Annotated in this window: 22 protein-coding genes and 1 pseudogene; 13 read left to right on the forward strand and 10 right to left on the reverse strand. The window is 71.5% G+C overall.

Annotated elements, in window-relative coordinates; all coding sequences use genetic code 11:
- Nucleotides 1-181: 181 nt before the first annotated feature.
- The 5 genes from OG444_RS00105 to OG444_RS00125 all read right to left on the reverse strand — a co-directional run bounded on the left by OG444_RS00105 (nucleotide 182) and on the right by OG444_RS00125 (nucleotide 4,016).
- Nucleotides 182-826 (reverse strand): response regulator transcription factor, encoded by a 645-nt coding sequence (locus OG444_RS00105; protein ID WP_327260062.1) that lies wholly within the window; start codon nucleotides 824-826, stop codon nucleotides 182-184.
- Nucleotides 817-1,980, reverse strand: coding sequence for a sensor histidine kinase (locus OG444_RS00110; RefSeq protein ID WP_327260063.1), 1,164 nt, complete (start codon nucleotides 1,978-1,980; stop codon nucleotides 817-819). The genes OG444_RS00105 and OG444_RS00110 overlap by 10 nt, the downstream gene beginning before the upstream one ends.
- 9 nt (nucleotides 1,981-1,989) lie before the next feature.
- Entirely contained in the window at nucleotides 1,990-2,652 is a 663-nt protein-coding gene (locus OG444_RS00115) for a DedA family protein (protein ID WP_327260064.1), read from the reverse strand.
- Nucleotides 2,653-3,132: 480 nt separating this feature from the next.
- Nucleotides 3,133-3,573 carry a hypothetical protein gene (locus OG444_RS00120; protein WP_215140860.1) on the reverse strand — a complete coding sequence of 147 codons (441 nt, stop codon included), beginning with the start codon at nucleotides 3,571-3,573 and terminating at the stop codon, nucleotides 3,133-3,135.
- A gap of 140 nt (nucleotides 3,574-3,713) precedes the next feature.
- Nucleotides 3,714-4,016 carry a hypothetical protein gene (locus tag OG444_RS00125; RefSeq protein ID WP_327260065.1) on the reverse strand — a complete coding sequence of 101 codons (303 nt, stop codon included), beginning with the start codon at nucleotides 4,014-4,016 and terminating at the stop codon, nucleotides 3,714-3,716.
- Between the two features lie 598 nt (nucleotides 4,017-4,614).
- Here OG444_RS00125 and OG444_RS00130 point away from each other — a divergent pair.
- The 3 genes from OG444_RS00130 (at nucleotide 4,615) to OG444_RS00140 (ending at nucleotide 7,645) form a co-directional block, all read left to right on the forward strand.
- The gene (locus OG444_RS00130; protein ID WP_327260067.1) at nucleotides 4,615-5,352 is read left to right on the forward strand and encodes a dienelactone hydrolase family protein; all 738 of its coding nucleotides are present in this window, start codon (nucleotides 4,615-4,617) and stop codon (nucleotides 5,350-5,352) included.
- A gap of 538 nt (nucleotides 5,353-5,890) precedes the next feature.
- Entirely contained in the window at nucleotides 5,891-6,043 is a 153-nt protein-coding gene (locus OG444_RS00135; RefSeq protein ID WP_327260068.1) for a hypothetical protein, read from the forward strand.
- A 120-nt stretch (nucleotides 6,044-6,163) separates the two neighbouring features.
- Complete coding sequence (locus tag OG444_RS00140) at nucleotides 6,164-7,645, forward strand: UDP-N-acetylmuramoyl-L-alanyl-D-glutamate--2,6-diaminopimelate ligase (protein ID WP_327260069.1); 1,482 nt, start codon at nucleotides 6,164-6,166, stop codon at nucleotides 7,643-7,645.
- On the opposite strand, the gene OG444_RS00145 is transcribed toward OG444_RS00140, so the two are convergent.
- Nucleotides 7,642-8,340 carry a TetR/AcrR family transcriptional regulator C-terminal domain-containing protein gene (locus tag OG444_RS00145; RefSeq protein ID WP_327260070.1) on the reverse strand — a complete coding sequence of 233 codons (699 nt, stop codon included), beginning with the start codon at nucleotides 8,338-8,340 and terminating at the stop codon, nucleotides 7,642-7,644. The two genes, OG444_RS00140 and OG444_RS00145, sit on opposite strands and share 4 nt — an antisense overlap.
- 136 nt (nucleotides 8,341-8,476) lie before the next feature.
- Between OG444_RS00145 and OG444_RS00150 the strand changes: the two genes are divergently transcribed.
- From OG444_RS00150 to OG444_RS00165, 3 genes are all read left to right on the forward strand, one after another.
- Entirely contained in the window at nucleotides 8,477-9,208 is a 732-nt protein-coding gene (locus OG444_RS00150; RefSeq protein WP_327260071.1) for a DUF4386 domain-containing protein, read from the forward strand.
- Nucleotides 9,209-10,459: 1,251 nt separating this feature from the next.
- A complete protein-coding gene (locus OG444_RS00155) occupies nucleotides 10,460-11,002 on the forward strand; it encodes a hypothetical protein (protein ID WP_327260072.1) in 543 nt (180 codons plus the stop codon).
- Between the two features lie 592 nt (nucleotides 11,003-11,594).
- On the forward strand, nucleotides 11,595-12,821 hold the full coding sequence (locus OG444_RS00165; protein WP_327260073.1) for a PP2C family protein-serine/threonine phosphatase: 1,227 nt from the start codon (nucleotides 11,595-11,597) through the stop codon (nucleotides 12,819-12,821).
- Between the two features lie 395 nt (nucleotides 12,822-13,216).
- On the opposite strand, the gene OG444_RS00170 is transcribed toward OG444_RS00165, so the two are convergent.
- Nucleotides 13,217-13,564, reverse strand: a complete 348-nt coding sequence (locus OG444_RS00170) for a lamin tail domain-containing protein (RefSeq protein ID WP_327260074.1) — start codon at nucleotides 13,562-13,564, stop codon at nucleotides 13,217-13,219.
- A gap of 466 nt (nucleotides 13,565-14,030) precedes the next feature.
- Between OG444_RS00170 and OG444_RS00175 the strand changes: the two genes are divergently transcribed.
- From OG444_RS00175 to OG444_RS00185, 3 genes are all read left to right on the forward strand, one after another.
- Nucleotides 14,031-15,197, forward strand: coding sequence for a S1 family peptidase (locus tag OG444_RS00175; RefSeq protein ID WP_327260075.1), 1,167 nt, complete (start codon nucleotides 14,031-14,033; stop codon nucleotides 15,195-15,197).
- A 532-nt stretch (nucleotides 15,198-15,729) separates the two neighbouring features.
- Entirely contained in the window at nucleotides 15,730-16,989 is a 1,260-nt protein-coding gene (locus tag OG444_RS00180; RefSeq protein WP_327260076.1) for a family 16 glycosylhydrolase, read from the forward strand.
- Between the two features lie 86 nt (nucleotides 16,990-17,075).
- A complete protein-coding gene (locus tag OG444_RS00185; protein ID WP_327260077.1) occupies nucleotides 17,076-18,770 on the forward strand; it encodes a beta-1,3-glucanase family protein in 1,695 nt (564 codons plus the stop codon).
- A 98-nt stretch (nucleotides 18,771-18,868) separates the two neighbouring features.
- On the opposite strand, the gene OG444_RS00190 is transcribed toward OG444_RS00185, so the two are convergent.
- Nucleotides 18,869-19,159 (reverse strand): hypothetical protein, encoded by a 291-nt coding sequence (locus OG444_RS00190; protein WP_327267070.1) that lies wholly within the window; start codon nucleotides 19,157-19,159, stop codon nucleotides 18,869-18,871.
- Nucleotides 19,160-19,274: 115 nt separating this feature from the next.
- Between OG444_RS00190 and OG444_RS00195 the strand changes: the two are divergent.
- Both OG444_RS00195 and OG444_RS00200 read left to right on the forward strand, forming a co-directional pair.
- A pseudogene (locus OG444_RS00195) lies at nucleotides 19,275-19,462 on the forward strand (MMPL family transporter); the annotation flags it as partial.
- A 276-nt stretch (nucleotides 19,463-19,738) separates the two neighbouring features.
- On the forward strand, nucleotides 19,739-21,496 hold the full coding sequence (locus OG444_RS00200; RefSeq protein WP_327260078.1) for an FG-GAP repeat domain-containing protein: 1,758 nt from the start codon (nucleotides 19,739-19,741) through the stop codon (nucleotides 21,494-21,496).
- A 120-nt stretch (nucleotides 21,497-21,616) separates the two neighbouring features.
- On the opposite strand, the gene OG444_RS00205 is transcribed toward OG444_RS00200, so the two are convergent.
- The gene (locus OG444_RS00205) at nucleotides 21,617-22,189 is read right to left on the reverse strand and encodes a snapalysin family zinc-dependent metalloprotease (RefSeq protein WP_327260079.1); all 573 of its coding nucleotides are present in this window, start codon (nucleotides 22,187-22,189) and stop codon (nucleotides 21,617-21,619) included.
- A gap of 744 nt (nucleotides 22,190-22,933) precedes the next feature.
- Between OG444_RS00205 and OG444_RS00210 the strand changes: the two genes are divergently transcribed.
- Nucleotides 22,934-23,353, forward strand: a complete 420-nt coding sequence (locus OG444_RS00210) for a hypothetical protein (RefSeq protein WP_327260080.1) — start codon at nucleotides 22,934-22,936, stop codon at nucleotides 23,351-23,353.
- 361 nt (nucleotides 23,354-23,714) lie between these two features.
- On the opposite strand, the gene OG444_RS00215 is transcribed toward OG444_RS00210, so the two are convergent.
- Nucleotides 23,715-25,028, reverse strand: a complete 1,314-nt coding sequence (locus OG444_RS00215) for a helix-turn-helix domain-containing protein (RefSeq protein ID WP_327260081.1) — start codon at nucleotides 25,026-25,028, stop codon at nucleotides 23,715-23,717.
- A 158-nt stretch (nucleotides 25,029-25,186) separates the two neighbouring features.
- On the opposite strand from OG444_RS00215, the gene OG444_RS00220 reads away from it, so the two are divergent.
- Nucleotides 25,187-25,414: a hypothetical protein gene (locus OG444_RS00220; RefSeq protein ID WP_327260082.1), complete on the forward strand. Its 228-nt coding sequence runs from the start codon at nucleotides 25,187-25,189 to the stop codon at nucleotides 25,412-25,414.
- Nucleotides 25,415-25,632: the final 218 nt, after the last annotated feature.

Genomic DNA, 25,632 nt, shown 5'->3' on the forward strand with positions numbered 1-25,632 from the left:
CGAGCGGGGCGAGGTCGGCGCACGGTGAGGCCGCGGCTTGCGCAGGTCCGCGATGGGGCGGGCACTCCATCGGCGAGAGTCGATCCCGGCCAATCGACCGGAGCGCGCCCGGTCACCGGGCGAAGAGCACGGCCCCGCTCGCGCCGGCCTGCCGCCGCCCCGGACCGATACGGGACGACCCTCAGGCCTCCAGATACCGCAGCACCGCGAGGATCCGTGGGCTATGGCCCTCGGTCCCGCGCAGCTCCAGCTTGTCGAAGACCGAGTTGAGGTGCTTCTCCACCGCGCTCAGCGAAAGGTGCAGCCGCCGCGCGATGGCCGTGTTCGTGCACCCCTCCGCGAGCACCTGGAGCACCTCCCGCTCGCGCGGGGTCAGCCGGGCCAGCGGATCGGCGTGCGCGCTGCGCACCACCAGCTGCCGTACGACCTCCGGGTCGATCGCCGCGCCGCCCGCGTGGATCCGCTCCAGCGCGTCGAGGAACTCCTCGACCTGCGCCACCCGATCCTTCAGCAGATAGCCGACCCGCTCCGCGCCGGCCGCGAGCAGCCGGGCCGCGTAGCTCCGCTCGACGTGCTGGGAGAGGACCAGGACGCCGGTCCCGGGCAGCCGTTCGCGGATCTCGACGGCCGCCCGTAGCCCCTCGTCGGTGTGGGTCGGCGGCATCCGGATGTCCACGACGGCCACGTCGGGGCGGAGCCTCTCCGTCTCGGCGACCAGCGTCACCGCGTCGCCGAACGCCCCGACGACCTCGTGCCCCTCTTCCACCAGGAGTCGGGCCAGGCCCTCCCGCAGCAGGGTCGAGTCCTCGGCCAGGATCACACGCACGGCAGCTCCGCGACGATGGTGGTGGGGCCCCCGAGGGGGCTGTCGATCCGCAGGACGCCGTCGAGCGCGCAGACCCGTCCGCGCAGCCCGGTCAGGCCGCTGCCCGCCGGATCCGCGCCGCCCCGGCCGTCGTCCTCGATCCGCACGGTGAGCGGGCCGCCGGGCGGCCCCGCGACCCGCACCGAGACGGCCGAGGCGGCGGAGTGCTTGGCCGCGTTGGTGACGGCCTCGGAGACGACGAAGTACGCGGCTGTCACCACCGGGCGTGGGAGCGGCGCCGCCACCTCGTACGCGATCCGCAGCGGCAGCCCGCACCGCTGCGCCACCCCGCCGAGCGCCTCCTCCAGGCCGAGGCTGTCCAGCGCCGACGGGTACACCCGCCAGGCCACCTCGCGCAGTTCGGCCAGCACCTCCTGGGCCTCCCGGTGCGCCTGGCCCAGCAGCTGCGCCGCCCGCTCCGGATCCCGCCCACCGCCCCGGCGTGCCCGCCCGATGAGCATCGCGAGCGCCACGAGCCGCTGCTGCACCCCGTCGTGGAGGTCGCGCTCGATCCGCCGCCGCTCCACATCCACGGCCCGCACGACGGCGGCCCTGCTGACCGAGAGCTCGTCGATCCGGCGCCGCAGCAGCTCCCGCTCGGACGGCCCGAAGCACTCCCGGGCCAGCCGGGCGTCGAGCGCGGTCAGCGCGAACAGTCCCTGGAGGCCGAGGAACAGCAGGACGCCCCCGAGGACGAGCTGCGTCAGCAGCTCCGCGGTCCCGATGGTCCCGCGCACCACCCCGCCTGCCAGCAGTCCCGCAAGCACCAGGCCAAAGCCGAGCAGCGCCAGGACGACCCCGCACATGAGCCCCGACCAGGACCGGACCGCCAGGTGGCGGACCACGCCCTCGCCCCCGTACGTCTCAGGGAACCGGTCGCCGAAGAAGCAGGTCCGCCGCCTGCGCTCCACCTCCACGAGCCGCCGGGCGCCGGAGCCGTAGACCCCGAGGGCGTACGGCCGCGTTCGCGGCCACAGCAGGAAGGCGCCGAGCGGCACCCCGGCGAGCAGCAGGTACAGCAGGCCGGCCGGCGCCGTCAGGCATCCGGCGAGCACCCCCACCGTCCGCCGGACCGCCGACCGCGTTCTCGCGCCGCCCCGTTCGCCCCCGCTCACGCCCTCACCCTATGCGCGCCGGTGGCGGGCGGCCGCCCCGCGGGCCCGGAGCCGTACCGTCAGCCAGGTCGCGCCGGCCGCGAGGACCAGGACGACGACGGCCTTGGAGGCCACGCCCACGTACGACTCGACCAGTTCCCAACGGTCTCCGAGGGCGTAGCCGGCGAAGACCAGGACGCTGTTCCAGGCCAGGCTGCCCACGGTGGTGAGCAGGAGGAAGAGCGGGACCGGCATCCGCTCCACCCCGGCCGGCACCGAGATCAGGCTGCGGAAGATCGGCACCATCCGGCCCAGGAGCACCGCCTTCGCGCCGTGCCGCCGGAACCACGCCTCGGTCCGCTCCAGGTCCGAGACCTTCACCAGCGGCAGCCGCGCCCACAGCGCGTGCATCCGCTCCCGGCCGAAGAGCGCCCCGATCCCGTACAGGGCCAGCGCGCCCACCACCGAACCCAGCGTCGTCCAGAACAGGGCGGAGGCGAGGCTCAGCACGCCCTGCCCGGCGGCGAAGCCGGTCAGCGGCAGGATCACCTCGCTCGGCAGCGGCGGGAACAGATTCTCCAGGGCGATGGCGAGGCCCGCGCCCGGCCCGCCGAGCGTGTCGACGAGGCCGGCCGCCCAGCCGGCGATGCCGCCGGCCGGCTCCTGGGCGAGAGTGGTCGAGAACGGCGTCATGAGCGCTCCAGGTCTCAGGGGAAGGTCCCCCGGCGGACCCGCCGGACGACCCTCCCCAACCTAGGAAGCGCAGCTCGCGGCCGGTATGCGCGTTCCCGCCCGGCGCCCCTGCGGAAAACCGCAGGGGCGCGACGGGGCGCCGCGAGCTGTCGGCCTGCCGGCGTGGACATCGCGTGGCGGTCGGCTGTTGTGGCCGACCGGAGCCCAGGCAGACCTCCGACGCCGCTGTGCGGCCCGGAGCCCGGCCATCGTGAACGGTTCATGCGCCTGACCGCAGGATCCGCGCGCGAGCTGCGCGCAGCGCAGGCCGCCGCCCGCGTGCCACTCCAGCACCGGGGTGACCTCGCCCCCGTGCTCGGGGCACCACAGGGCAGGAGCCCGGCGTGAGCGCGCCCTGCTCCCACCGGGAGGCGTACTCCCGCGTCAGGGCAGTCCCGTACCGGGCGTTGACCTGATCGGACAACCTGTCCTGTGACCCGATCAGCGGCGGCCGGTGGCCAGGATGACGAGGAACTGGCCGCCGCCCGCCTGGATGTCGGCGGTCACCGGCATTCCCGGTACCAGTCGGGAGAACCGGTCCACCAGCCAATCCGCCGCCTCTTGGGCGTCCTTCCTGGTCGGGCAACGGCCCACCATCTCGCGGCCACCCTTGCGCTCCAGCCTCTCGGCGACGGCGATCAGCGGTGCGGGTTCGACTACATACAGGCGCTCCGGCCAGGCGATGACCACCTTGACCGCACCCTTGCGGGTGTTGCACCCGCGGTGCGCGAGCCGCTCGGCCACCTTGGCCTTCCGGTCGGCGGTCCGGCTGTCGACGCTGGGCCCCCGCGGGTCGTTCACCGACTCATCGGGGTCGACCGGTTCGTCACACACCCAGCACCGCCAGCCGTCGCGCTCGGCCACATCATCAAGGAGACTCATCCGAGCAAACTAGCCTGCCCGGCCGCCACCCGCGCACCAGGACCCTGGCACGGCCTCAACACCGGCCGGCCCCGCCGACCGCTCACCCGGCGGCCTCAGCCGGCCCGGCCCCTCCTTGTACGGAAACGGGGGGCGGTCGGCTACCAGCTCTGCCACGTCGGGGCGGGGTAGCGGGGTGCACGCCGCTTGCGGGCTTCGAGCCCGAGAAACGCGGCTCCCGAGGCGAGGGTCGCGAGGAACGACACCAACATGGCCAGCGGCAGCAGGACGTTGGCGGGTTCCCCCAGTCCGAGCCACAGCGCCGCCGCACCCATCGCCAGGACCACCAGCAACAAGACCCTCACGGTGAGCGGCAGCTTGCCGCTCACCGCGACGAAGACATACCCGACGAGCAGACCCGGCGCGACGGCCACTATCAGGCCCAGGAACAAGAAAACGAGCAAGGCGATGATCATGTCGTGCCGACCTCCGGATCTCATGGCCAACTCGTGCCGAAGGCAGACGGATTCACGTCAGCCGCCGGTCCGGAAGGCCCTTCCGGAGCTCATGCTGTCAGATTTTCTGAACACGTTCAACGCGGCTCGTGGACGGCGTCCCCGAAGCCGCGGATCCGGGCGCTCTCGCCGGCCTTCGGCCGCTCGGCGTCCACCGGCGGCGGGGTGGTCACAGGACAATCCCCCGCCGACGGAGGCGGCCGGACCACCACGAACGCAGGGACGGCTCCACGTTCGTCGCGTATCGCACGACCAGTTCCGGACCATGCCCGCAGGCTTGGACGCGCGCCCGCCGGGCGCGAGATTCCCCAAAGGGGGCCCGCCGCCCGCGGCCTCGCCCCTCGGGGCGAGGAAGTCTTCCCCGCCCCAAGGGGCCCGCGGGCCGACGCCTGACGCCGTGGTGTGACCGGGATACGCGCCAGAGGGGCAACGGGATGATCTTGAAGCCCTGAGCCCGGCCCCCGTATTCCAGAGGGACACCCACGCTGTTCCGCCAGCGGCAGAACACCGGACGGACCGGACTCGATGATCACTACGGTCCAGTCTCATGACGACGATTACGACGCGCACGGTCGAGTACCCGGCGGACGGTTTGACGATGACCGGTCACCTCGCGCTCCCGGCCGGTGTCGACCGCCGGCCCGCGGTGCTGCTCGGACCAGAGGGCACGGGGCTCAGCGACGTCGAGCGCCGCCGGGCCGATGCTCTCGCCGAGCTGGGATACGTAGCACTGGCCTTCGATCTTCACGGCGGGCGCTATTTGGGCGACCCCGAGGAGATGCTGGCCCGTTGCCTGCCGCTGCTCGCTGATCCCGACCGGATGCGGGGCATCGGCCATGCGGCGCTCGACGTGCTGCGCACCGAACCGCGGACCGACCCCGACCGGATAGCCGCCGTCGGTTACGGCACCGGGGGCGCCATCGGGCTGGAACTCGGGCGCGGCGGCGTCAGCCTGCGCGCGATCGGGACAGTCAACGCGCTGACCACGGGCCGGCCCGGCGAGGCGGCGCGCATCCGCTGCCCGGTGTGGGCCGGGGTCGGGTCGGAAGACCCGATCATGCCGCCCGCGCAACGGGACGCGTTCACCGCCGAGATGCAGGCCGCGGGCATCGACTGGCGCCTCACGGTCTACGGCGGCGCCCTGCACGCCTTCCACCACCCGCCGGTCGGCCACCCCACGGTCCCCGGCGTCGGCCACCACCCACAGCACGCACAACGAGCCTGGCGCGACGTCGTCGGCCTGCTCGCCGAATGCCTGCCCGTGACGGAGGATCTGGGGGCATGACCCAGGCAGACAGTCTGGTGCCAGGCATGGTCCGCGTCGGGCACCGACAGGGCGCGCGGTCAGGGCTGGTCCGGGCCTCGCCCCGACCCGGCGGCGGGGGGGGTCCGGGCGGAGCGGTTTCCCAGCCGGTGCCCTTCTGCCGCTCGCAGGCCAAGGCCCAGGCCAGCACCAGCGTCCTGCTGAATTCAACCGGCCCGCGTGTTGGCCGGCTCAGAAATCACCGCAGCAGGCTTCACCATGACGGCCACCCAGCGGTCAGTGGGCAACTCCGAACCGTATCCGCGACAGGCCCTCGCCCCCGGAGACGTCCGTCCAGTCCTCCAGCCATTCCCTGGCCTTGGCCGGGTCCGTAGTCATGGGGCACAGGGTCCACGGGGCGGTCGGTGCGCGGGCCGCGAAAGGACCTCCAGGCGTCGGCGGCGCTCAACGTAGGGCAGGGGCAGCAGCTCGGTGCCGTCGATCGCGCCTTCCCTTCCGGACCCTGTCGGCCGAGCCGGCGGCGATCCCCGGGCCGCCCGGCGGGCCGTACACTCGGCCCATGGGTCGCACACGTTCCTCGAGGCAGTGCCTGCAGCAGGCCGCCTTCGGGATGCGCCCGGCCGCCGGGGTTGCGGCCCTCGTCGACCCGGCCGGCACGGCCCTCGCCGTGGCGCCCAAGACGCGCCGTACGGCCCTGCACGGCCACGGCTAGCGCTTCGCGCCTGCGCCCTCCCCCGCTCCACATCACCACAGCAGCTTCCCGGCATGCCGCCGGCGCTGCCGCCTGGCTACGGCCGCACGCCCGGGCCCGAGCCCCCTCGAAGGGATCATTGTGAAGCTGAGCGCATTGCTGGCCGGGCAGGAGCACCACGTTCTCCAGGGTGATCCGGACACAACGCTGATCACCGCGGGAACCACCTTCGACGCCGACCGGGTGATGCCGGGCTCGCTCTTCATCGCCGTACCCGGGCACCGGGAAGGCGGCCCCGGCGCCGTCTCGCCCGCGCTGGCCCGGGGCGCCGCCGCCGTGCTCGTCGACGGCCGTGAACCCGACCTGCCGGCCGCGGCATGGCCCCCAGGCACCTGTACCGTCCGGGTACCCGACACGCGTACGGCCGCCGCGGTGGTGAGCTCCCGCTACTTCGGCGAGCCCGGGCGGCACATGGACATGGTGGCGATCACCGGCACCAACGGGAAGACCTCCATCTCGTACATGGTCGAGTCCGTTCTGCGGATCGCCGAGGGCTCCAGCGTGGGGGTGATCGGAACCGCCGGAAGCAGGATCGGCGACGAGCCGATCCCCATGCCGCCATCGGTGCTGACCACACCGGAATCTCCCGACCTGCAGTACCTGCTGGGGTACATGCGCGACCGCGGGGCCGCCGGCGTGGTGCTGGAAGCCACCTCGATGGCACTGCTGACGCACCGGGTCGACCGGACGTTCATCGACGTCGGGGTCTTCACCAACCTCACGCAGGACCATCTGGACGACCACGGGACGATGGCGAACTACCGGGACGCCAAGCTGCGGCTCTTCCAGGGCCTGTGCCGGCGTGCGGTGGTCAATGCCGACGACCCGGTGGGCGCGGGCATCGTGTCGATGATGCCGGGGGCGGTGACCACGTACGCCCTGGACCGTCCGGCCGACTACCGGGCCACCGACCTCGTGGTGACTGCCTCGGGCACGCGGTTCACCCTCCATCACGACGGACGCGCCTACCCGGCCTCGATTCCCGTCCCCGGCCGCTTCTCGGTGGCCAATGCGCTGGCCACCGTGGCGGCCTGCCACGTGCTGGGGCACGAGCTGGGCGCCCTGGTCGACGCGCTCGACCGCATGCCGCCGGTCCCGGGCCGGCTGGAACGCTTCCGGACCCCGCTGGGCACGTCGGTGATCGTGGACTATGCCCACTCGCCGGACTCCCTGGACAAGGTCCTCACCACCATCAGGGGTTTCGCCCGCGCCCGGGTGATCACGGTCTTCGGCTGCGGCGGGGACCGCGACACCTCCAAGCGGGTCGAGATGGGCCGGATCGCCGGGACCCATTCCGACCTCTGCGTCCTGACCTCGGACAACCCCCGCAACGAGGACCCCGAGGCCATCCTGGACCAGGTGGCCCCCGGCCTCACGGCGACCGGCACCCCCTTCCGGCGCTATGCCGACCGCCGCCGGGCGATCGCCTTCGCCCTGTCCGAGGCGGGCCCCGACGACACGGTCCTGATCGCCGGCAAGGGCAGCGAACCGCACCAGATCGTCGGCGAAAAGCTGCTCCCCTTCAGCGACATGGCCACGGTGCGCGAGCTGGCCCAGATCTAAGGGGCCGACCTCCAGCCCTGCGCGTGGAGACGTTCGAATCCCTCGAGGAGGAGGTCCAGCGCGAATTCGAACTCGAACCCGTCGTCGCAGCCCGTGCCGATGACGGAACCCCGGTCGTGGGCCACCGACCGGGCCAGTTCGGTGACGTGGGGGTAGCGCCGGGCCATCTCCTCGTACGCGGCCGCCTGCGCCCGCTCGTCCTGCGGTGCGGTGCTCGCCGGGTCGTCGAACAGCTCCTCGGTGAAGCCCAGCACCCGGCTGCCGAGGGCGTGCATCACGTGGTGGGTGAGGTCGAGGGAGAAGCCGCCGGCCCGGAACATCGCGATCACGGAGTCCAGGTAGGCGAGTACGGCCGGGGTCGGGCCGGTGCGTGAACGGATCACCTGGGCCGCCCAGGTATGGGCGAGGAGGGCGCCGCGCGCGCCGAGGATCCGCCCGCGGACCGCGCTCTTCCAGTCGGATCCGGGGGCCCGGCCCCCGATCCCGGCGACGACGACCTCCACCATGCCGTCCAGCAACTCCTCCTTGTTGGCCACGTGCTTGTAGAGCGCCATCGGTACGACGCCCAGCTCCTGGGCGAGCCGGCGCATGCTCAGCGCCTCGATGCCGGAGCCGTCGGCGAAGGCGACGGCGGCGCGCAGCACCCGGTCCCGGCTCAAGGGGATCCGGCGTGGTTCCTGCGGCTGCTCGGGCATGTGGGCTTCTCCCTCGATCCGTTCCCGGGACGGCGGCGCGGGTGCATCCCGCCTTGACGAGTGTACGGCGTACACCTAGGGTGAGCGGCAACTGCAAGGTGTACGCCGTACACCTTTTGAGGGGGGTCTGTTCCGCATGAGCTCAACCAGGAGAACCGCGGTCGTCGCGGGAGTGCTGTTCCTCGTCACCGAGGTCGCCGCGATCGGTGGCCTCGCGCTCTACCGCCCCGTCCTGCACGACGCCGGGTACGTCATAGGTCCCGGCGCCGACACCCGCGTGTTCCTGGGGGCGTTGTGCGAATTCGTACTCGTCCTGGCGGTCACGGGCACCGGGGCCGTGCTGTATCCCGTCCTGCGGAAACGGAACGGAGGGGCCGCCGTCGGCTACGTCTGCGGCCGCCTGCTGGAGGCCGCCGTCATCGTCATGGGCATCATCGGCGTGCTGTCGGTCGTGACCCTCAGGAGGCAGGCCGAGGGCGCGGCGGGCGCCGACGACGCTTCCCTGGTCACGGTCGGCCGTGCTCTGGTGGCCTTTCACGACTGGACGTTCCTGTTCGGGCCGAACTTCGTGCTGGGCGCCAACACCCTGGTGCTGGCGGCCCTGATGTACAGCGCGCGGCTCGTGCCGCGGTACATCGCGGTCCTCGGGCTGGTCGGCGGGGCGATGATCTGCGCCTCGGCGACGGCCGTGCTGTTCGGGATCTACGAGCAGGTCTCGGTGGCGGGGTCGCTGGCCGCCCTGCCCGTGTTCGCCTGGGAGGTGACCCTGGCCGTCCGGCTGCTCCGCAAGGGCTTCGACGAAGGCGCCGACGAACGCGCCGACACTTTCGCCGACGCACGCGTTGGCGAAGGTGCCCGCGTCGGGTGACCGCTCTCAGGACATCCGGGCCACGTTCCACAGCGGCAGGCTCCGGAACGCCGGCGAGAACCGCACCGACGGCTGCGACACCCGCCGCGAGGACCTGATCACCGAAGCCGTCGAACCGCCGGTGGTCGGCCCGCGGTGCACACTGACCGGGCGCGGCCGGTGGTCGTACTACGACGAGCTGACGTCACCTCCGCCACCGCGCCGGACATCGACCACATGGCGCCCCTGGCCGAAGCGCAGGACTCGAAGTAGGCGGAGTCGGGCTGGCCGCATCATTCCGCCGCTTCCGCAGGCCGCGCGGTGCGGTCTGAGAACGGGGGTGTCACTCGCCCAGGTGAGGGGGTGGGGTTCTGGACCTGGGTGGAGTATCCGGCGCCCGATGTTGCATGAGGTGCAACCGTCGGAGGTGTGGGGTGGGTGTGGCAGATGTGCCGGGTGCGATCCGGCTGGTCCGTGCAGGCAACGTCCGTGCGCTGGACCCGGAGCCCGCCATGTTCGACGCCATGCTGCGCGGGTGGCAGGACCAGCAGCGGAGCCGGCTGCTGGCAACGAAGACGCTCGCGGATCGCGTGAGCCCGGTACGTCGGTTCGGCGAGTTCACGGGCACGTATCCGCAGACTGGACGCCGGAGGACGTCGAGGCGTACTTCTGCGCCGAGCCTCGCTCCTACCAGGTAAAAGGGGTCTGCGACCGATGCGCGGTGCGCGACCGTCTTGGCACGCTGTTCTCCACCGTCCCGGACGACGGCTGCGGTGCGTACGCGCACATGCGGGCAGCTCTGATCGAGTGCCCTGAACCCGGCACCGTCCTGAACTGGCTACACAACTCCCGCTCCGCGCGTCTGCTCGCCGACCTCATAGCCACGGGCCGGCCGCTCACCCACCTCGACCTTGACGCCACGGCGGGGGACGGCCGGGCCGCCCCGCGAACCGTCGACTACCTGCGCGTCCGGGGCCGCCACCGTCATCGGCCGCCGTCTGGCCGCCCACCACATCCCCGATCGGCCCGCCCGCGCCACCGCCCTCGTCGCCCTGGCCCAGGACCTGCCCCCAGCGGTCCTCGGGCCGATGCTCGGCCTCCACCCCGTCACCGCCGCCCACTGGCGACGACGCGCCTGCACCGACTGGACCGGCTTACCTCGAAGCCCGTCCGACCGCCCCGCCGCGCTGACCACCGGTCGAAGCCGCGCCGTACGGCCGGTTTGGGAGGTGTCGCTTGCGGCTACCCCGAGGGAAGCCGCATTTTTTGAGCATGTTCAAATATGCTGAGGTGCGGCCACAGGCCGGACATCCAATCTCTGGGGAGAGGTCTGCGGACATGCGTGGATGGCGGGCGACGGTTCTTGCGGTGACTGGGGTAGTTCTCACAGCGTCCTGCGGGTACGGCGCGGCCATCCACGCGGCGGACATTCCGCAGGAGCAGCTGGTAGGGACGTGGACCAGCCCAGCAGGGACGTCCCTGACCTTCTCGGAGGAACACACCTTCACTGGAACGGGATTCGACAAGGTCAAAGCGATGGCTGACTGCGCCCACCCCGAGAACCTGTCCAACGGCCGATGGGCCTTCTACGCCAGCCCCGAAGGCGACGGCCTCAACATCCCCGACGCGACCGCCACACACGGCAATGATCTTCGACTGTCCTTCACCGAGGATCCGACGTGCACGGTTTGGGTCTACCTCTACGGGGACTTCGGCGATACAGAGGATCCCAGCATGTGCCCTACAGAGGACCCGGACGCGGGGTGTCCTCCTGACGGCTACATGAAGCGGAGCGAGGCCGGCACTCGCTCCTGACACCCATCGAAACCGGGGCACTCGCGCTCCTGCAGGGCCACAACCGCACCAACAGGCAGGCCGGCCCGAACCCCTCAACCACCGGGACCAGACAGGGATACCGCGCGATTCGAATGACGCTCCCCGTCGGCTGGAGCCTCCGCCTGGACGCCAACACGGTGTGAGGCGTACGCGAACGACCAGCAGCAGGCCGGCAGTCTCGTCGCCGTGACCGCCCGTTCGAACCGGCAGAAGGCAGATGGTCCCGCATCCGCTTGCCGGGCAGCTCGCGAGGAGACGTCGGCCGGGTGGGTCAGGGAGTTCCACGCAGGGTCCGGCCACGCCTGGTCCCTTCAGCGCTCTGGTGGCGCGTGAGTTCTGGCGATCAATGCCGCAGGGGCATACTTGCCGGCTCCTTTCGCTCCCTTCATCCTGTGGGACTGCTCTTCCGGAGACCGCGGCGAGAGAGGACGGTGCAGGGCTCTTCCCCGCGGTCAGCGTGAGCCGACATGCCGCGCATGGCTCAATGAGCCGCTCCGGCCCTATCCCGGGGCACGGTGTGCCGAGGCGGTGACCGGCGTGGGCGGGTACGTACGAGGTGGCGAGGCGGGCCATGGACGAGGCGAGCGTGGACCGGTCGGAGGGTTTCGGTGAGCGGCTGCTCGGCCTGCTGCTGGACCGGGCGCCGCATCTGCCGCCGCAGCTGATCGCCCCTCTGATCGCTGAGGAGGTGGGCAGGTTCGGAGGCCGCGACGTCTCCATCCTGCTCCAGGACTACGCGCAGGAACTGCTGGTGCCGCTTCCGGGCAGGAAGCTGCACGTCAGCCAGCCCCAGCCGGTGATCGACTCTCCGGCTGGCCGGGCCTTCCTGCGCGGGGAGGTTGTCGAGGTGCCGCAAGCCCGCGGCGGCGTTCGGATGTACCTGCCGCTGCTGGACGGCAGTGACACGGTGGGCGTGATGGTCCTCACCCTGGACGATGTCGGCGAGGACGACCGGCGGCTGCTGCGCTGGCTCGCCGGTCTGGTCGCTGATCTGCTGGTCACCAAGAACGCCTACACCGACCAGTTCTTCCTGGCCCGGCGCCGGGAGCCGATGAGCGTGTCCGCGGAGATCCAGTGGGGCCTGCTGCCGCCGCTGACGATGACCGTGCCTCAGGTCGCGGTGGCCGGCATGCTGGAGCCCGCCTACCGCGTCGCCGGTGACAGCTTCGACTACGCCCTCAACGACAACATCCTGCATGTGGCCGTGATCGACGCGATGGGCCATGGCCTGAACGCCGCCGTGATGGCGACCGTCGCGATCGGCGCCTACCGGCATGCCCGGCGCGTGTTCGTCAGCCTGGCCGAGAAGTACACCTACATGGACGACGCGGTCTCCGGGCAGTTCGGCCCCGACCACTTCGTCACCGCCCAGCTGATGCACCTGAACATCACCACCGGCGAGCTGGAGCTCGTCAACGCGGGCCACCCCGCGCCCCTGCTCATCCGCGACGGCAAGGTCCTGCGGCAGCTGGACAGCGCGACGACGCTGCCCGTCGGATTCGGCGGCGAGGAGCCCCGGATCACAGAGCACACCCTCCAGCAGGGCGACCGCGTGCTCTGCTACACCGACGGAATCATCGAAGAACACGTCGCCGGCGGGGAGCAGTTCGGGGAGGAACGCCTCATCCGCTGCGTCAACCGACTCGGGGAAAGGCCGTCGGAGGGGATGCGGGCAGATCTGCGCCGGCTCTCCCACGCCCTGAAGAGCGCACGAGGCGGACACACCAGCGACGACGCCACCCTCTTCATGATCGAATGGCGCGGGGGCGCCGCCGGCCACCTCGCGGTTCTCGACTGAACGCCCCCTCCCGGAGCCGCCCGCCCTCGCAGCGAACCGGCACGGGCAAGCGGGCCCCCGGGAGCGATACCGGCGCTCATCTCCCCATGGCCACCGCCACCACCGGCATCCGCCTTCGGTGCCGCAGCTCGGCCAGCAGTGCGGGGCCGCCGCCCGGTGAGGCGACGGCCCGTGCGGCCCCGTCACGCAGGATCCCCGGCATGGTGCGGGGGACCCGACGGGTGACGAGGGGTTAGGTCGTCTCTTTCGGATCTTGCCGGGCCCGCGTCGCCCGGCACCGCACCTCGCCGCGTTGTCGGAGCACCGCAGTACGTCCAGTACAACGGCACTCCTCCGCCTTGCGATGCACGGCACCGGACGACGCGGGCCGACCGACAAGATCCAAAAGAGACGACCTAGCGGCGGCGGCCCCAGGTTTCGCTGTCGACGGTGCGGCCGCGGTCGTCGCGCAGGGTGGCGGTGTCGGAGCGGTTGTCCCAGACGTAGTCGCGGCGGTCCTGGAAGAGGTCGGTGCGGGTGGTGTTGGTGATCTCCACCCACTCGCCGTTCAGGGAACGGTTGGAGCGGTCGTCGCGTCCGGGGCTGTCGGCCTGGACCCGGCTGATCTCCACCCGCGGCCGCTGCTGGTGGTGACGGTCATCACCGTCCGCGGCAGCCGCCGGGAGCGCCGCGGCCGAGACGATCGCGTCGGCCGCCAGGACGATGGCGGCGATGCGGCGTACGGAGGAAGAAGCAGAAGACATGGGTGACGCTCCCTCAAGAACAGTGCCCCACAAGCGAAAAAGGGTGCGCCGGCCTTCGGCGAGGAGCCGGCGGGTGGTGGGGTGGTCGCCGCGCAGGGCTGCCGTGTGGGCCTTGCCGAACACCGCGTTCAGGAGACCGAGGGACGGCTGGTTGCCGCTGAGGGCGATGGCCCGGTCGGCGAAGACGTCGGCGATCGGCAGGGCGGTGCCTTCGTGGCCGAGGGCGATCGCGGCGCGGCCCCGGACCCCAACCGCGACCGCGACCGCGACCGCGACGTCGGTCAGGCCGGTGACGAAGTCGGCCCTCGGCGCCCGGGACAGTCCTCGGTGACCGAGTGGTCCCGCGGGTCCCGCCGCGGCGGAACCAGAACTTGGTATGGACCTGACAAATGGGGTCGGCTAGCGTAGCGCCCGACACTCTCTGAGAGCGCTCTCAAGCGTTCAATCCCCCACACCAGGAGGTCTCGTGAAACACACCACCCCCTTACGCGCCGCCGTCGCCGCCCTGCTCCTGACCGTCGGCCTGGGCGCCGCCCACGCCGGCGCGGCGAGCGCCGCCCCGCTTCCGGAGGCCGCCGCGGCATCGTCCGCCGCAGCGCCGTCCACCTCGGCCGGACTGCTCGACGCGATGCGCCGGGACCTCGGGCTCACCGCTTCCCAGGCCGAGGAACGGCTGAGCGCAGAAAAGGCCGCCGCGGCCGTGGAGAAGGCCGCACGGCAGGCTGCGGGTGGTGCGTACGGCGGCTCGTGGTACGAGCCTTCCACCGGCCGGCTCGTCGTCGCGGTGACCGACCGCGCGAAGGAGTCCGAGGCGCGGGCACTGGGCGCCGACACCCGCCTCGTCCGGCACAGCGCCGCCGCGCTGGACCGCGCCAAAGCGCGCCTGGACACGCTGCGCGCCCCCACCGGGGTGGCCGGCTGGCACGTCGACCCGCGGACCAACAGCGTCGTCGTCACGGTCGTACGTACCGAGCGGGAAACCCCCGCCGTACGGGCGTTCGTCGACCGGGCCCGGGCCGGCGGCCCCGTCACCGTCGCCGAGACGGCGCAGGCGCCCCGTACCTACGCCGCGGGCACCGTCGGCGGCGACCCGTACTACACCGGCAACGTCCGCTGTTCGATCGGCTTCTCCGTGTACGGCGGCTTCGTGACGGCTGGGCACTGCGGGCAGGCGGGGGCCGCCGTGCGCGGCTGGGACGGGTCCGCGATGGGCACCTTCCGGGGATCCTCGTTCCCCGGCAACGACTACGCGTACGTCGGCATCCACAACGGCTGGTGGACCGTACCGGTGGTGCTCGGCTGGGGCACCATCCCGGACCAGCTGGTACGCGGCTCCGCCGAGGCACCTGTGGGCGCCTCGATCTGCCGGTCGGGGTCCACGACACACTGGCACTGCGGCACCGTCCTCGCCAAGAACGAGACCGTCAACTACAGCCAGGGCGCCGTCCACCAGATGACGAAGACCAGCGTGTGCGCCGAGGGAGGCGACTCCGGCGGCTCGTTCCTCAGCGGGGACCAGGCCCAGGGCGTCACCTCCGGCGGCTGGGGCAACTGCTCGTCCGGCGGCCAGACGTGGTTCCAGCCGATCAACGAGATCCTCGGCCGCTACGGCCTGACCCTGCACACCGCCTGACGCTGGACACGCCTGGCCCTGCGCACGCCTGAGGTCGGCGCGGCACCAGGTCCTTCCGGGCGCGAGCACCCCACCCGGAAGGGCCTGGCGCCCGGCTTCCCGTACGGGGCCGGCGGCGCTGCTCGTCGACCTGTCCGGTGTGCCGCGGACCGATGCCGGGCACCGGCGCATGGACGAGGAACCGTCGGCCGGGGCCGGGTGCGTGGCCGGGAGCACGCGGTCCGGACGCCCGCACGGAGTACCCGCGTCGGCCGTCCGGCCGGCGATCACGTGAGGCTCCGATTCACACCTCTCTGCATCAAGCCAGCCTTAAGAGATCGTTAAGCCGAAGGCCACAAGAGAAAACCCCAGGTCAGAGGCGTGCGAGGAGTGTCGCCTGACGTTGCCATGACAGTTACCCCTCCGTAATACTCACTGCCTCGGGTGACATTGCGTCACGTTTGAGAGCGCTCTCGTACCCCTCCTGTCACTCTTCACCGCTCGCCCGGCCCGCCCCCCTTCTCCTCCCCCGTTCAGACAAGGAACCATGCCCATGGCTGCTGCTCATCGCGCACGTCGCCGCTCTCTCGGCGGAGTGGTGCTCCTCGTGACCACCGCCCTGGTCGCGGCGGTGCTCATGTCCTTCACCCGTTCGATGGCCCCGCCCGCGGGTGCCGCAGTTGTCGCGCAGACCTGGTCGGACGAGTTCGACGGCGCGGCCGGCCGCGCTCCTGACGCCGCCAAGTGGACGCTCGAGACCGGCGGTTCGGGCTTCGGCAACCACGAGCTGCAGTACTACACCACCAGCACCTCGAACGCCGCGCTCGACGGCCAGGGCAACCTCGTCATCACCGCGCGGAAGAACACCGACGCCGGCCTCGGCTGCTGGTACGGGCAGTGCCAATACACCTCGGCCCGGCTGAACACCGCCAAAACCTTCACCCAGGCGTACGGCCGCTTCGAGGCCCGCATCAAAATCCCGCGCGGCCAGGGCATCTGGCCCGCCTTCTGGATGCTCGGCAACGACCTCGGCAGCGTGGGCTGGCCGGGCAGCGGCGAGATCGACATCATGGAGAACATCGGCCGCGAACCCAGCACCGTGCACGGTACGGTGCACGGCCCCGGCTACTCCGGAGCGGGCGGCCTCGGCGCCGCGTACAACCTGCCCGGCGGCCGCGCCTTCGCCGACGACTTCCACGTGTTCGCCGTCGACTGGAGCCCGAACTCCCTCGTCTGGTCGGTGGACGGCACCACGTACAAGACCCTCACGCCGGCCGACACCGGCGGCAACAAGTGGGTCTTCGACCACCCGTTCTTCATCATCCTCAACCTGGCGGTCGGTGGGGACTGGCCCGGCAGCCCGGACGCCTCCACGTCCTTCCCGCAGACGATGACCGTCGACTACGTCCGCGCCTCCTCCGCCGGCGCCCCCTCCGCACGCCCGATCCGTGGCATCGGCGGCATGTGCGTCGACGTCGCCGGCGGCTCCGACGCCGACCGCACCCCCATCCAGCTGCACGACTGCACCGGCAGCGCGGCCCAGCAGTGGACCATCGGCGGCGACGGCACCGTCCGCGCCCTCGGCAAGTGCCTGGACGTCGCGGGCGGCTCCACCGCCGACGGCGCCGTCGTCCAGCTCTACACCTGCAACGGCACCAACGCCCAGAAGTGGACGTACACCGCCGCCCGTGACCTCACCAACACCGGTGCGGGCAAGTGCCTGGACGCCAAGGGCAACTCCTCCGCCGACGGCACCCGGTTGCAGACCTGGACCTGCACCGGCGCCGCCAACCAGAAGTGGACGGTCGGCTGACCCACCAGCCCCGCCGCCCTCCCCTCTCCCCCGTCCCTGCGTCCGACCGCTCCCCCGCCCGACCTGAAGAAGAACGGACCCCCACCGTGACGGCTCGCCACCAGCGAACCCTGCCCCGTAGAAAACTCCTCGCCGTGACGGCGGGCCTGGCCCTGGCCGTGCCCGCCGCGGCAGCCTGGCTCGAGATGAGCGCCAACGCGTCCACCACCGCCACGCTCCCCCTGGACCTGGTGAACACCACCGGCAACAACACGGTGTACGCCTATGTGCTCGGCCGTGACCCCGCGGCCGGCGGCACCTGGGCCTTTGTCCAGGCCAACGGCTCCAGCCTGTACCACCCGCCGGCCCCGGCCAACGATCAGACCCCGCTCGGGGCCGACTGTGCCATCCCGCTCAACGCGTCCGGCGCCGGAGCGCGGAGGGTGACGCTGCCGCGCCTGGACAGCGGCCGTATCTACTTCTCCGTCGGCACGAAGCTCACCTTCCTGGTGAACCGCGGCGGCGGTCTGGCCCTGCCGTCGGTGAGCAACCCCACCGACCCCAACGCGAACATCGCTCACGACTTCTGCGAGTTCACCTTCAACAGCGACCAGTTGTACGCCAACATCACGTTCGTCGACATGGTCTCGCTGCCGATCGCCTTCCAACTGGAGACCGGGCAGGGCACCCAGACGGTGCGCGGGCTGCCCGCCGACGGACTGTCCCGGGTCGCCGCAGCGCTGCGGGCCCAGTCCGCCGCCGACGGCAGCGACTGGAGCCGGCTGATCGTCACCGCGGGCGGCCGCGACGTGCGCGTACTCAGTCCCAACCTGGCGATCCGCGGCAACAGCGACTTGTTCCGCGGCTACTTCGACGGCTACGTGGACGAGGTGTGGAACAAGTACCGCTCCACCGACCTGCGCATCGACACCCAGTTCACCTGGGGAACCGTCACCGGCCGGGTGAACGGCGACCTCCTCGCCTTCCCCGGGGTCGGCAGCTTCGCCAAGCCGTCCACCCTTTCGATCTTCTCCTGCAGCGACGCGCCCTTCACCACGGGCAACGACCTGATGGGCAATATCAGCGCACGGCTCGCCGCCGCCTTCAACCGCACCACCCTGCTGGACAACCCCCACCAGCCGACCGCGGAGAAGCCCGCCGCCTTCTACACCCGGCCGCGCACCAACCACTACTCCCGCATCCTGCACAACACCACCCCCGACCATCTCGGGTACGCCTTCCCCTACGACGACGTGCACCCGGACGGAGTCGACTTCGAGGGCAAGGTGCAGTCCGGCACCCCCGGCCGCTGGACCATCACGGTCGGCGGTGTGGCCAGCGGCGGCACACCGGCCCCGACGCCGACCGCCACCGCCACCGCCCCGGGCGGCGGGGTCAGCGCCTTCACCACCATCCAGGCCGAAGCGTTCAATGCCCAGTCCGGAGCACAGGTCGAGGCCTGCTCCGACGGCGGCGGCGGATCCGCCGTCGGCCATCTGTCCAACGGCGACTGGCTCAAGTTCTCGGCCGTCGCCTTCGGCTCCACCGGCGCCACCCGCTTCGACGCCCGAGTCGCTTCCGGGGCCGCCGGCGGAGTCAGCGGCCTGGTCCAGGTCCGCCTCGACAGCCCCACAGCCACCCCGGTCGGCGGCTTCGCCGTCGCCAATACCGGCGGATGGCAGGCCTGGCGCACCGTCCCCGCCGACATCCGCCGCACCACCGGAACCCACGACGTCTATCTGACCTTCGACAGCGGCCAGCCCTCCGACTTCGTCAACGTCAACTGGTTCTCCTTCGCCTAGGGTTCCTCACCGGGCGCGGTCTCCTCGGAGCCGGCCCCACGAGCGTCGGCCGCAGGCCTCCCGGACAGGACGGGGCGACCTGAGGAACACCGGTGCCGTCAGCCGAGCAGGGGGAAGGACGCGGGTCGAGCGGGTGTGGGCGGCCGAGCAGCCCGCGCAACTGGTCGAAGCGCAGGAACATGCCCGCGGTGACCCGCGCCCGACGTCGGCCGTTGGCCGTTGGCCGCGCCCTCGGTACCGGGGCGCCAGTCGATCCAGTAGGTGACGGCGTCCCGGTCGACCGGTCCGGGGGCCGGGGTGTGCAGGGCCACGAGGCCGCGCCGGCAGTCCATGAGGCAGTGGAAGAGCAGGTCCGGACGGCCCAGCCCGTACAGCCGGTGGGCTGCCAAGAGTCCTCGTCCTCCAGCGGGGCCACGACGGCCGCGAGGGCCCGGTGGGCGGCGTGCAGAGCGCGGACCGGTTCGGCCCGGACGGGTTCTGGGGGCGGGTCCTGGTCCTGAGTCGGGCGACCGCATGGCAGCCGCCGCCTCCGTCCGACGCTCCGCCGGGGCAGTCACAGCCAGCGCCGCCACCGTAGCCCTCGGCCTCCTCGCGCTCCTCGCCGGCGACCTGACCAACAACAAGGCCCTCGGCCCCGTCGGCGCGATCGGCATCTTCTGCTCCTTCCGGCCACCCTGGCATTCCTGCCCGCCGTCCGTTTGCGCGCGCCAACCAGGGAGATCTCGTCGGCGAAGCCGCCGCTGCGGTAGCGGCCGCTGCCGCAGCGGCCGACCCGCCGGTCGGAGTCCCTCACCCCATCAACTACACCTGGGTGAAAAGGAATTGGCGCATGAAGTCCACCGGCGTGGTCAATGGCGCGGCATGCCCGGCACAGCTGGAAGTGGGAACCGTTCACGCGTGGATGTGTGTCTCCAGGCAAACAGCGAGACGTGTCCGGGCGGGTCCCGGCTCGATCCTCAGGGGGGATCTTGACTTCATCGCACCGCGGAAGACTGAGTGCACTGGCCGCCGGCGGCGTACTGGCCCTGGCCGTCAGCGCCCTGGCCGCCGCCCCGAGCAGCGCCGCCCCGCAGCCCGGCATACCCGACTCCGCCGCCGCCCGGCCATCGGCCGGCCCGGCGGCGGATTCGGTCCCCGAGGCCGCACCGGGCAGCGATCGCGAGTACCCGAGCGTCGTCATGCCCGGCCGCGCCGTGCGGCCGGCGGCGCCGACCGCCGCCAAGCCGCGGCACGACGTCGACGGCGACGGCATCAGCGACATGATCGTCATGGAGTTCGACCAGACCACGGCCGTCTATCTGTCGTCGATCTCGACCTGGAGCCAATACACGATCTACAAGACCGACCCCGACCCCTCCGCCTCGTTCAAGGACCTGCTGCCGGTGGGCAACGTGGGCGGCACCAGCAAGGCCGAGCTGCTCTCGCTCTCCTTCGACGGTGTCCTCACGCTCTACGAAGCCGGCCTGACGAGCACGTCGGCGCCCCTTTGGTCGGGCCGCGGATGGCAGATCTACAACCGCGTCATGGCCACCGGCGACCTGACCGGAGACCGCCGTCCCGACTTGCTGGCCCGGGACCACGCCGGCGACCTGTGGCTGTACACCGGCACCGGAAGCGTGAGCAAACCCTTCAACACGCGGGTCAAGGTCGGCTCCGGCTGGGGGATCTACGACCAACTGGTCGGAGCCGACGACGTCGACGGCGACGGCCTGGGCGACGTCCTCACCCGTACGCTGAGCGGTGAGTTGTGGTTCCACAAGGGAGCCGGCAGCGCCACCGCCCCGCTCAAGGCCCGTGTCAAGGTCAGCACCGGTTGGAACGCGTACAACGTGATCACCGGCTCGGACGACGGTGACGGCGACGGTCTGAGCGACCTGCTCGCCCGCGACCGCGACGGCGTGGAGTACTGGTTCAAGTCGGTCGGTGGCGGCAAGTTCGCCGCACCCGCGTACTTCGGCAGTGGCTATGAATTCAACAAGTTCATCGTCGGCGCGGGCACCACGCCGCTCTACGGCAAGGGACAGAACCTCGGCACCGAAGCGGACGACGACCTCGCCAAGTACAGCGCCCTGGCCAACGGCGACTACCGGACGCCGCCGGTCTGGGCCGGCAAGGAGACGCCCGGCTCCCGCAACACGTACGCCACCGGTCTCAACAGCCGCAACCACGCGACCTACGTACAGAACATCGGCAGCGACCTGTACATCCAGGGCGAGCGGGTCAGCACGACGTGGAACTACACCATGACGGTCGGCCCCGGTGACCTCACCGGCGACGGCAAGGGCGACCTCCTCGGTCGCGACTCCGCCGGCACTCTGTGGCTCCATCCCGGCGACGGTGCGCTGGTGACCAGGTTCGGCGCGCGCATCAAGGTCGGCACCGGCTGGAACGGCTACGACGCGCTCGTCGGCGCGGGCGATTACTCCGGCGACGGGCGGCCCGACCTGCTCGCCCGGGACGCCTCCGGCCGCCTGTTCCTCTTCAAGGGCACGGGCACGGCCACCGCGCCGTTCGCCACCCGGGAGCAGGTGGGCAGCGGCTTCGACCAGTACGACAAGCTGTTCGTTCCGGGTGACATCGACGGCGACAGCAAGGGCGACCTGCTCTGCCGTCTTCCGAACGGCGTCGTGTACCGGTACTCCTCGACGGGCAAGGCCGGTACCGAGACCTTCGCCGCCCGGGTGAAGTTCGGTACCGGTTGGAACCTCTACAAGAACATCGTCTGAGTCCCGAGGCTGCCCGGTCGCGAAGCGGCGACGGCACGGGCCCGGTCCACCGGCACCAGCCGGCGGGCCGGAGTCCCGTCCCAGCCGGAGCCCGCACCGGCCCACCCGCCGACTCGCCGGTCAGGGGGCGTCGATGAGTACCCGGCCGTCGGTCGGCACGGCTGCCGCGAACCCGTTCGCGTAGGCGTTCTGCACGCGGGACCGCTCCGTCGCGTTGGGCACGGCGTTGGTGCAGGCCGTCCCGGCGCTGGACCCGGACATCAGCTGCGAGCACGGTCCCGGTTTGGTGTCCGGGAGGCCCAGGCTGTGGCCCAGCTCGTGCGCAGCGATGCGCGTCTTGTCGTACCCCTGGCTCACGGCCTGCGCGCCGAGTTCGACTCGGACCTGTCGCCCCGGACGGACCGGACCGAGGGTGGCTTGCGGCCAGCCGGTGGTGGCCACGATGACGATCTCGGCCCGGGCCCCGGGCGCGGCCTCCACCAGCCGTACGTTGCTGACGTTCGCGTTCCAGGAAGCGACCCCGGCCGCAATGGCCGCTTCCCAGCCGCCGGCTCGGCTGTCGTCGTATCGGAGTGTCACTATCGCTGCGGTGGCGTCCGGTATGGGCGCGGGTGCCGCGGTCGCGGCGGTTGCCGCCGCGAGGACCAGCGCGGCGGCAGAGGTGCCGACTTTCAGCCAGGTGCCCAGAGACATGGTCGTCTTCCTTCATGCGTGGGGGGGACCCGGCCCCTCGGCGGAGCCGGGGCACTGGAGACACCGCCACCGCCCGCCTGTGGCCCGCGAGTCCGGACAGCCGCCCCTCCGGAGCCCTAAGAAGGTAGTCCCGAATCCCACTATCCCGTCATGCACCTGCCAGCCAATTCCCGCGGGCCCTCCGGCCGATGCCCGGTCAGCGGGCAGCACCGTCCAGGGGCTCGAGCGGCTGCGCTCGGCGAACGGGCTGCGGACGGCCGCGCCGGCGCAGCCATACGGCCACCGGGCGGCCCGGCCGCCAGAACAAGGTGCGAACAGGCGCTCCGATCCGCCCCGCCGGGCTGTCCAGGACGTGGGTGAACTCGGTGGCGCACGCGGGCCGCGATTGCGGGAACGCGGAGCCGGGAAAGAGCAGCCCATCGCGACGGACGAGGCCACCTCCCACACTGTTGGGCTGCCGGACGAGCGGCCTCCGGCCCGCCGACGCTCCGCTGCCCGGCGCCCGTGGTCCGCGCGCCGCCGCATGGCCGCCGCGCTCACAGCCCTGATCAAAGGCGGTCTAGGCGGTGGCGGGTGCCTGGCCAGTGGGCTCCGCCAACGTGAAGCTGCAGGTCAAGGGGTAGACCGTCCGGCAGTTTCCTGATCTTTGTCATCAGCGGGCGACTAGGGTTGTCCTGTGGATCTTGCGCCGCTGGGCCGGTTGGCCAGATGGCCGTTGCGGGCGAGGTGGGGAACCTTCGGGCCATGGTCGCGAGGCTAGATGAAAGGGTTTTGATGCCGGACCAGTCTTCTCCCCTGTGGTGGCTGTTCGCCACGATCAGTGTGGTTGTGTATCTCGCCGCGCTGTTCCCCGGGATGGTGAACTGGCGGCAAAAGCTCTGGGTGTCATGCGGCCCGGTGGCAGGGTTCGTGGTGCTCACCGCCTCGAGCGTCAAGCAAGAGTGGTCTCTGAGCGAGATACTTCCCGTCTACTGCGGGATAACCCTGGGGATCGCGCTGGGGGTCGTGGGGCACTGGAAGGCCATGCGCAGCTTCATGACGTGGCGTGCGGAGAACCCGGCCAAGCCTGATGACGAGGGGCCGGATGTGCCCTGGGTGCTGCAGATGGCGTTCACTCTTCCGATCTTTTTCGGTGGCACGATCTGGTACATGAACACCTACTGACCTCGGCGGTTGGCTTCGCGGTTCATCAGTACGGGCAGGGCGGGCCGGAAGTGGTGGCAGGGCGCTTCGAGCGTCGATGTCCGGGCGGGATCCCTCGACGGCCGGCCGCCCGCGAGGTTCTTCTGTTGGACGACTCTCAGCATGAGCAGGAACCAGCGGCTTGGCGACACCCACGATGGCGATGTACCGGTAAGCCGCGAACCGGGGAAGGATCACAGGCAATTCCGCTGCTGCACCCCGTGCCGCGACGACGTGGACCAGACCGAACAACACCCTCAGCCTCCGACGGCCGTGGGCGGCCCCAGCATCCCCGGGCGGAGCCCAACCCCGGGGCCGCTCACGCCTTCGAGGAGGTCATAAGTCATAGGTCATACATGTATGCGTAGTCGGTGGGGTCGACGGAGCAGTACCTCGCGTCGCGTACAGCCGTGAGGATGAACCCGACGAAGAGCACGAGGGCTCCGCTGCCGACGAACCACCCTCCGGCAGCCGTCAGGCGGGCTTCCAGCACCGGCCCGGTGTACTGGAACAGTCCGATGCCGAAGAGCACCACGCCGACCACGAAGGCGCCCCAGGATGCCAGCTGGAGCCTGTCGACGCGGTCTCTCAGCTGCGGCTTCGGATGGGCGGCCACCGGGATGCCGGCCCCGCCGTCGGCCTGGGTCGCGTCCCGGGCAACCGGCGGCTGCCCCGTCTCTTCGCCGTCCTCCCGCGGGGCGGGATGACGGTCGAGGACCCGGCCGACGGCCTGCTGTGCCGGGGCGAGCATCAGGTCCTCGACGTGTTCGTCCTGGCCGGCTCCGGCTGCCGCGAGTTCCGCCTGGAGGCTCACCAGGTCCTCGCGCAGCCGGGCGGACTCGACGCGTAGGCGGTCGCGTTCCTGCCGGAGGGCTGTCGCCTCGGCGGCCGAGTCCTCCAGCAGCCCGCGGACGATTTGGATCTCGTTCTCCTGTGCGAGCAGGTCCTGGCCGAGGCGCGCTTCCTTCGTCTCCCGGGCCCGTAGCTGCTCCGCGCTGTCGGCTCGCGCCCGGTCGAGGCGGGCGTCGAAGGCGGTGCGGTCCCGTCGGCGAGCCTCTTGTTCCTCCTGGAGCAGGGCGTTCAGGCGGGCGGTCTCCTGCTGATGGTCATGCTGCCGGGTACGGAGTTCGTCCTCGGCTGCGGTGAGGGCCTGGCCGGTCGCTTCGTGCCGGACCAGGAGGTCGTCGTAAGCGGCCTGCCGGCGGCGGTGCTCGCCGATGACCTCCTCCAGGCGGGCCTGGACCCGGTCATGGAGGAGGACGGTCTCCTCGTAGGCGTCGGCCATCGCCAGGCGCTCGGCGAAGGCCGGGTGCACCTCTCCGAGGGCCGCGGTGTGCAGGCGCAGCAACAGGGACCGGACCTCGTCGCTCGCCCCGCAGAGCTGGACGATCGCCTCGACCGTGGAGCGCTGGGGAAGCCGGTCGCCCGAGAGGTTCTTAGAGAGGGTCGAGGCGCTCATGGCCGCGCCCGGGGCGACGTTCTTGCTGGCCAGGTCCGCGGCGTCGATCAGGGACCGGAGGTGCCGGACGAGCGCCAGCTTGTGCGGACGGTTCCTGAAGACCTCCGGTTTCAGCGGGTTGAGTGGTCGGCGGCCGGGCCGGGGCCCTGCGCCTGCGGTGGCTTCGCCGCCGGTTCCCTCCTCGGCAACACCCGTCATGCCTGTTCTCCCGGTTGACAGTTGCGGAAAGAAGATCGTTTCCCTTGGCGCACCCATTGCCGGGACGTGACGCTCGAACCACACCCCGCGGCACGGCCTCAGCGGCAGAGCGGCGGCGGTGATGTCCTGCGACCTTCCATGTACTGAGGAGAACCATCGTGCCGAGCCGTCGTCCCCCGCGTGGCAGCTTTCCCGTAGATCTCGCCGTGTTCCTGGCGGTCCTGGCGACCGGCGTCGTCCTCGTCCTCGTCGGCCGTGTCTCCCCCGAGGCTCTCGCCGGCTACGCCTCCGCTCTGGCCGGCCTGTACGCGGCCTGGCACCACCGCCCCCGGAGCGGGCACGCCGAGCAGAGCCCTTCCGAAGCCCCGCCCGCACCCGAACGGTAGAGACCGCCACCTACATCGGCGAGATCATGCACGAGGTCCACCGACGCCGGGGGATCCCGGCGGAGGAGATCGTCCGACACGACCCGCACGCACGGCAGGGCCCGGAGCTACCTTCAACAGCTCCGGGCCTGCCCGCGACGGTACCCGGAGGCCGGCGGACGCAGCAGCGACCTCCTGCACGACCGCCTCGGCCAGGAGCACCTCGGCGCGGGTGTTGC

This window comes from Streptomyces sp. NBC_01232, assembly GCF_035989885.1.
Taxonomy (GTDB): Bacteria; Actinomycetota; Actinomycetes; order Streptomycetales; family Streptomycetaceae; genus Streptomyces.

Excerpts from the sequence above, each read along its gene's own strand:
- OG444_RS00120 (WP_215140860.1), bottom strand. The coding sequence starts at position 3,573 with ATGAGTCTCCTTGATGATGTGGCCGAGCGCGACGGCTGGCGGTGCTGG.
- OG444_RS00135 (WP_327260068.1), top strand. The coding sequence starts at position 5,891 with ATGGGTCGCACACGTTCCTCGAGGCAGTGCCTGCAGCAGGCCGCCTTC.
- OG444_RS00150 (WP_327260071.1), top strand. The coding sequence starts at position 8,477 with ATGAGCTCAACCAGGAGAACCGCGGTCGTCGCGGGAGTGCTGTTCCTC.
- OG444_RS00115 (WP_327260064.1), bottom strand. The coding sequence starts at position 2,652 with ATGACGCCGTTCTCGACCACTCTCGCCCAGGAGCCGGCCGGCGGCATC.
- OG444_RS00205 (WP_327260079.1), bottom strand. The coding sequence starts at position 22,189 with ATGTCTCTGGGCACCTGGCTGAAAGTCGGCACCTCTGCCGCCGCGCTG.
- OG444_RS00165 (WP_327260073.1), top strand. The coding sequence starts at position 11,595 with ATGGACGAGGCGAGCGTGGACCGGTCGGAGGGTTTCGGTGAGCGGCTG.
- OG444_RS00155 (WP_327260072.1), top strand. The coding sequence starts at position 10,460 with ATGTTCAAATATGCTGAGGTGCGGCCACAGGCCGGACATCCAATCTCT.
- OG444_RS00145 (WP_327260070.1), bottom strand. The coding sequence starts at position 8,340 with ATGCCCGAGCAGCCGCAGGAACCACGCCGGATCCCCTTGAGCCGGGAC.
- OG444_RS00130 (WP_327260067.1), top strand. The coding sequence starts at position 4,615 with ATGACGACGATTACGACGCGCACGGTCGAGTACCCGGCGGACGGTTTG.
- OG444_RS00170 (WP_327260074.1), bottom strand. The coding sequence starts at position 13,564 with ATGTCTTCTGCTTCTTCCTCCGTACGCCGCATCGCCGCCATCGTCCTG.
- OG444_RS00180 (WP_327260076.1), top strand. The coding sequence starts at position 15,730 with ATGGCTGCTGCTCATCGCGCACGTCGCCGCTCTCTCGGCGGAGTGGTG.
- OG444_RS00215 (WP_327260081.1), bottom strand. The coding sequence starts at position 25,028 with ATGACGGGTGTTGCCGAGGAGGGAACCGGCGGCGAAGCCACCGCAGGC.
- OG444_RS00210 (WP_327260080.1), top strand. The coding sequence starts at position 22,934 with ATGGTCGCGAGGCTAGATGAAAGGGTTTTGATGCCGGACCAGTCTTCT.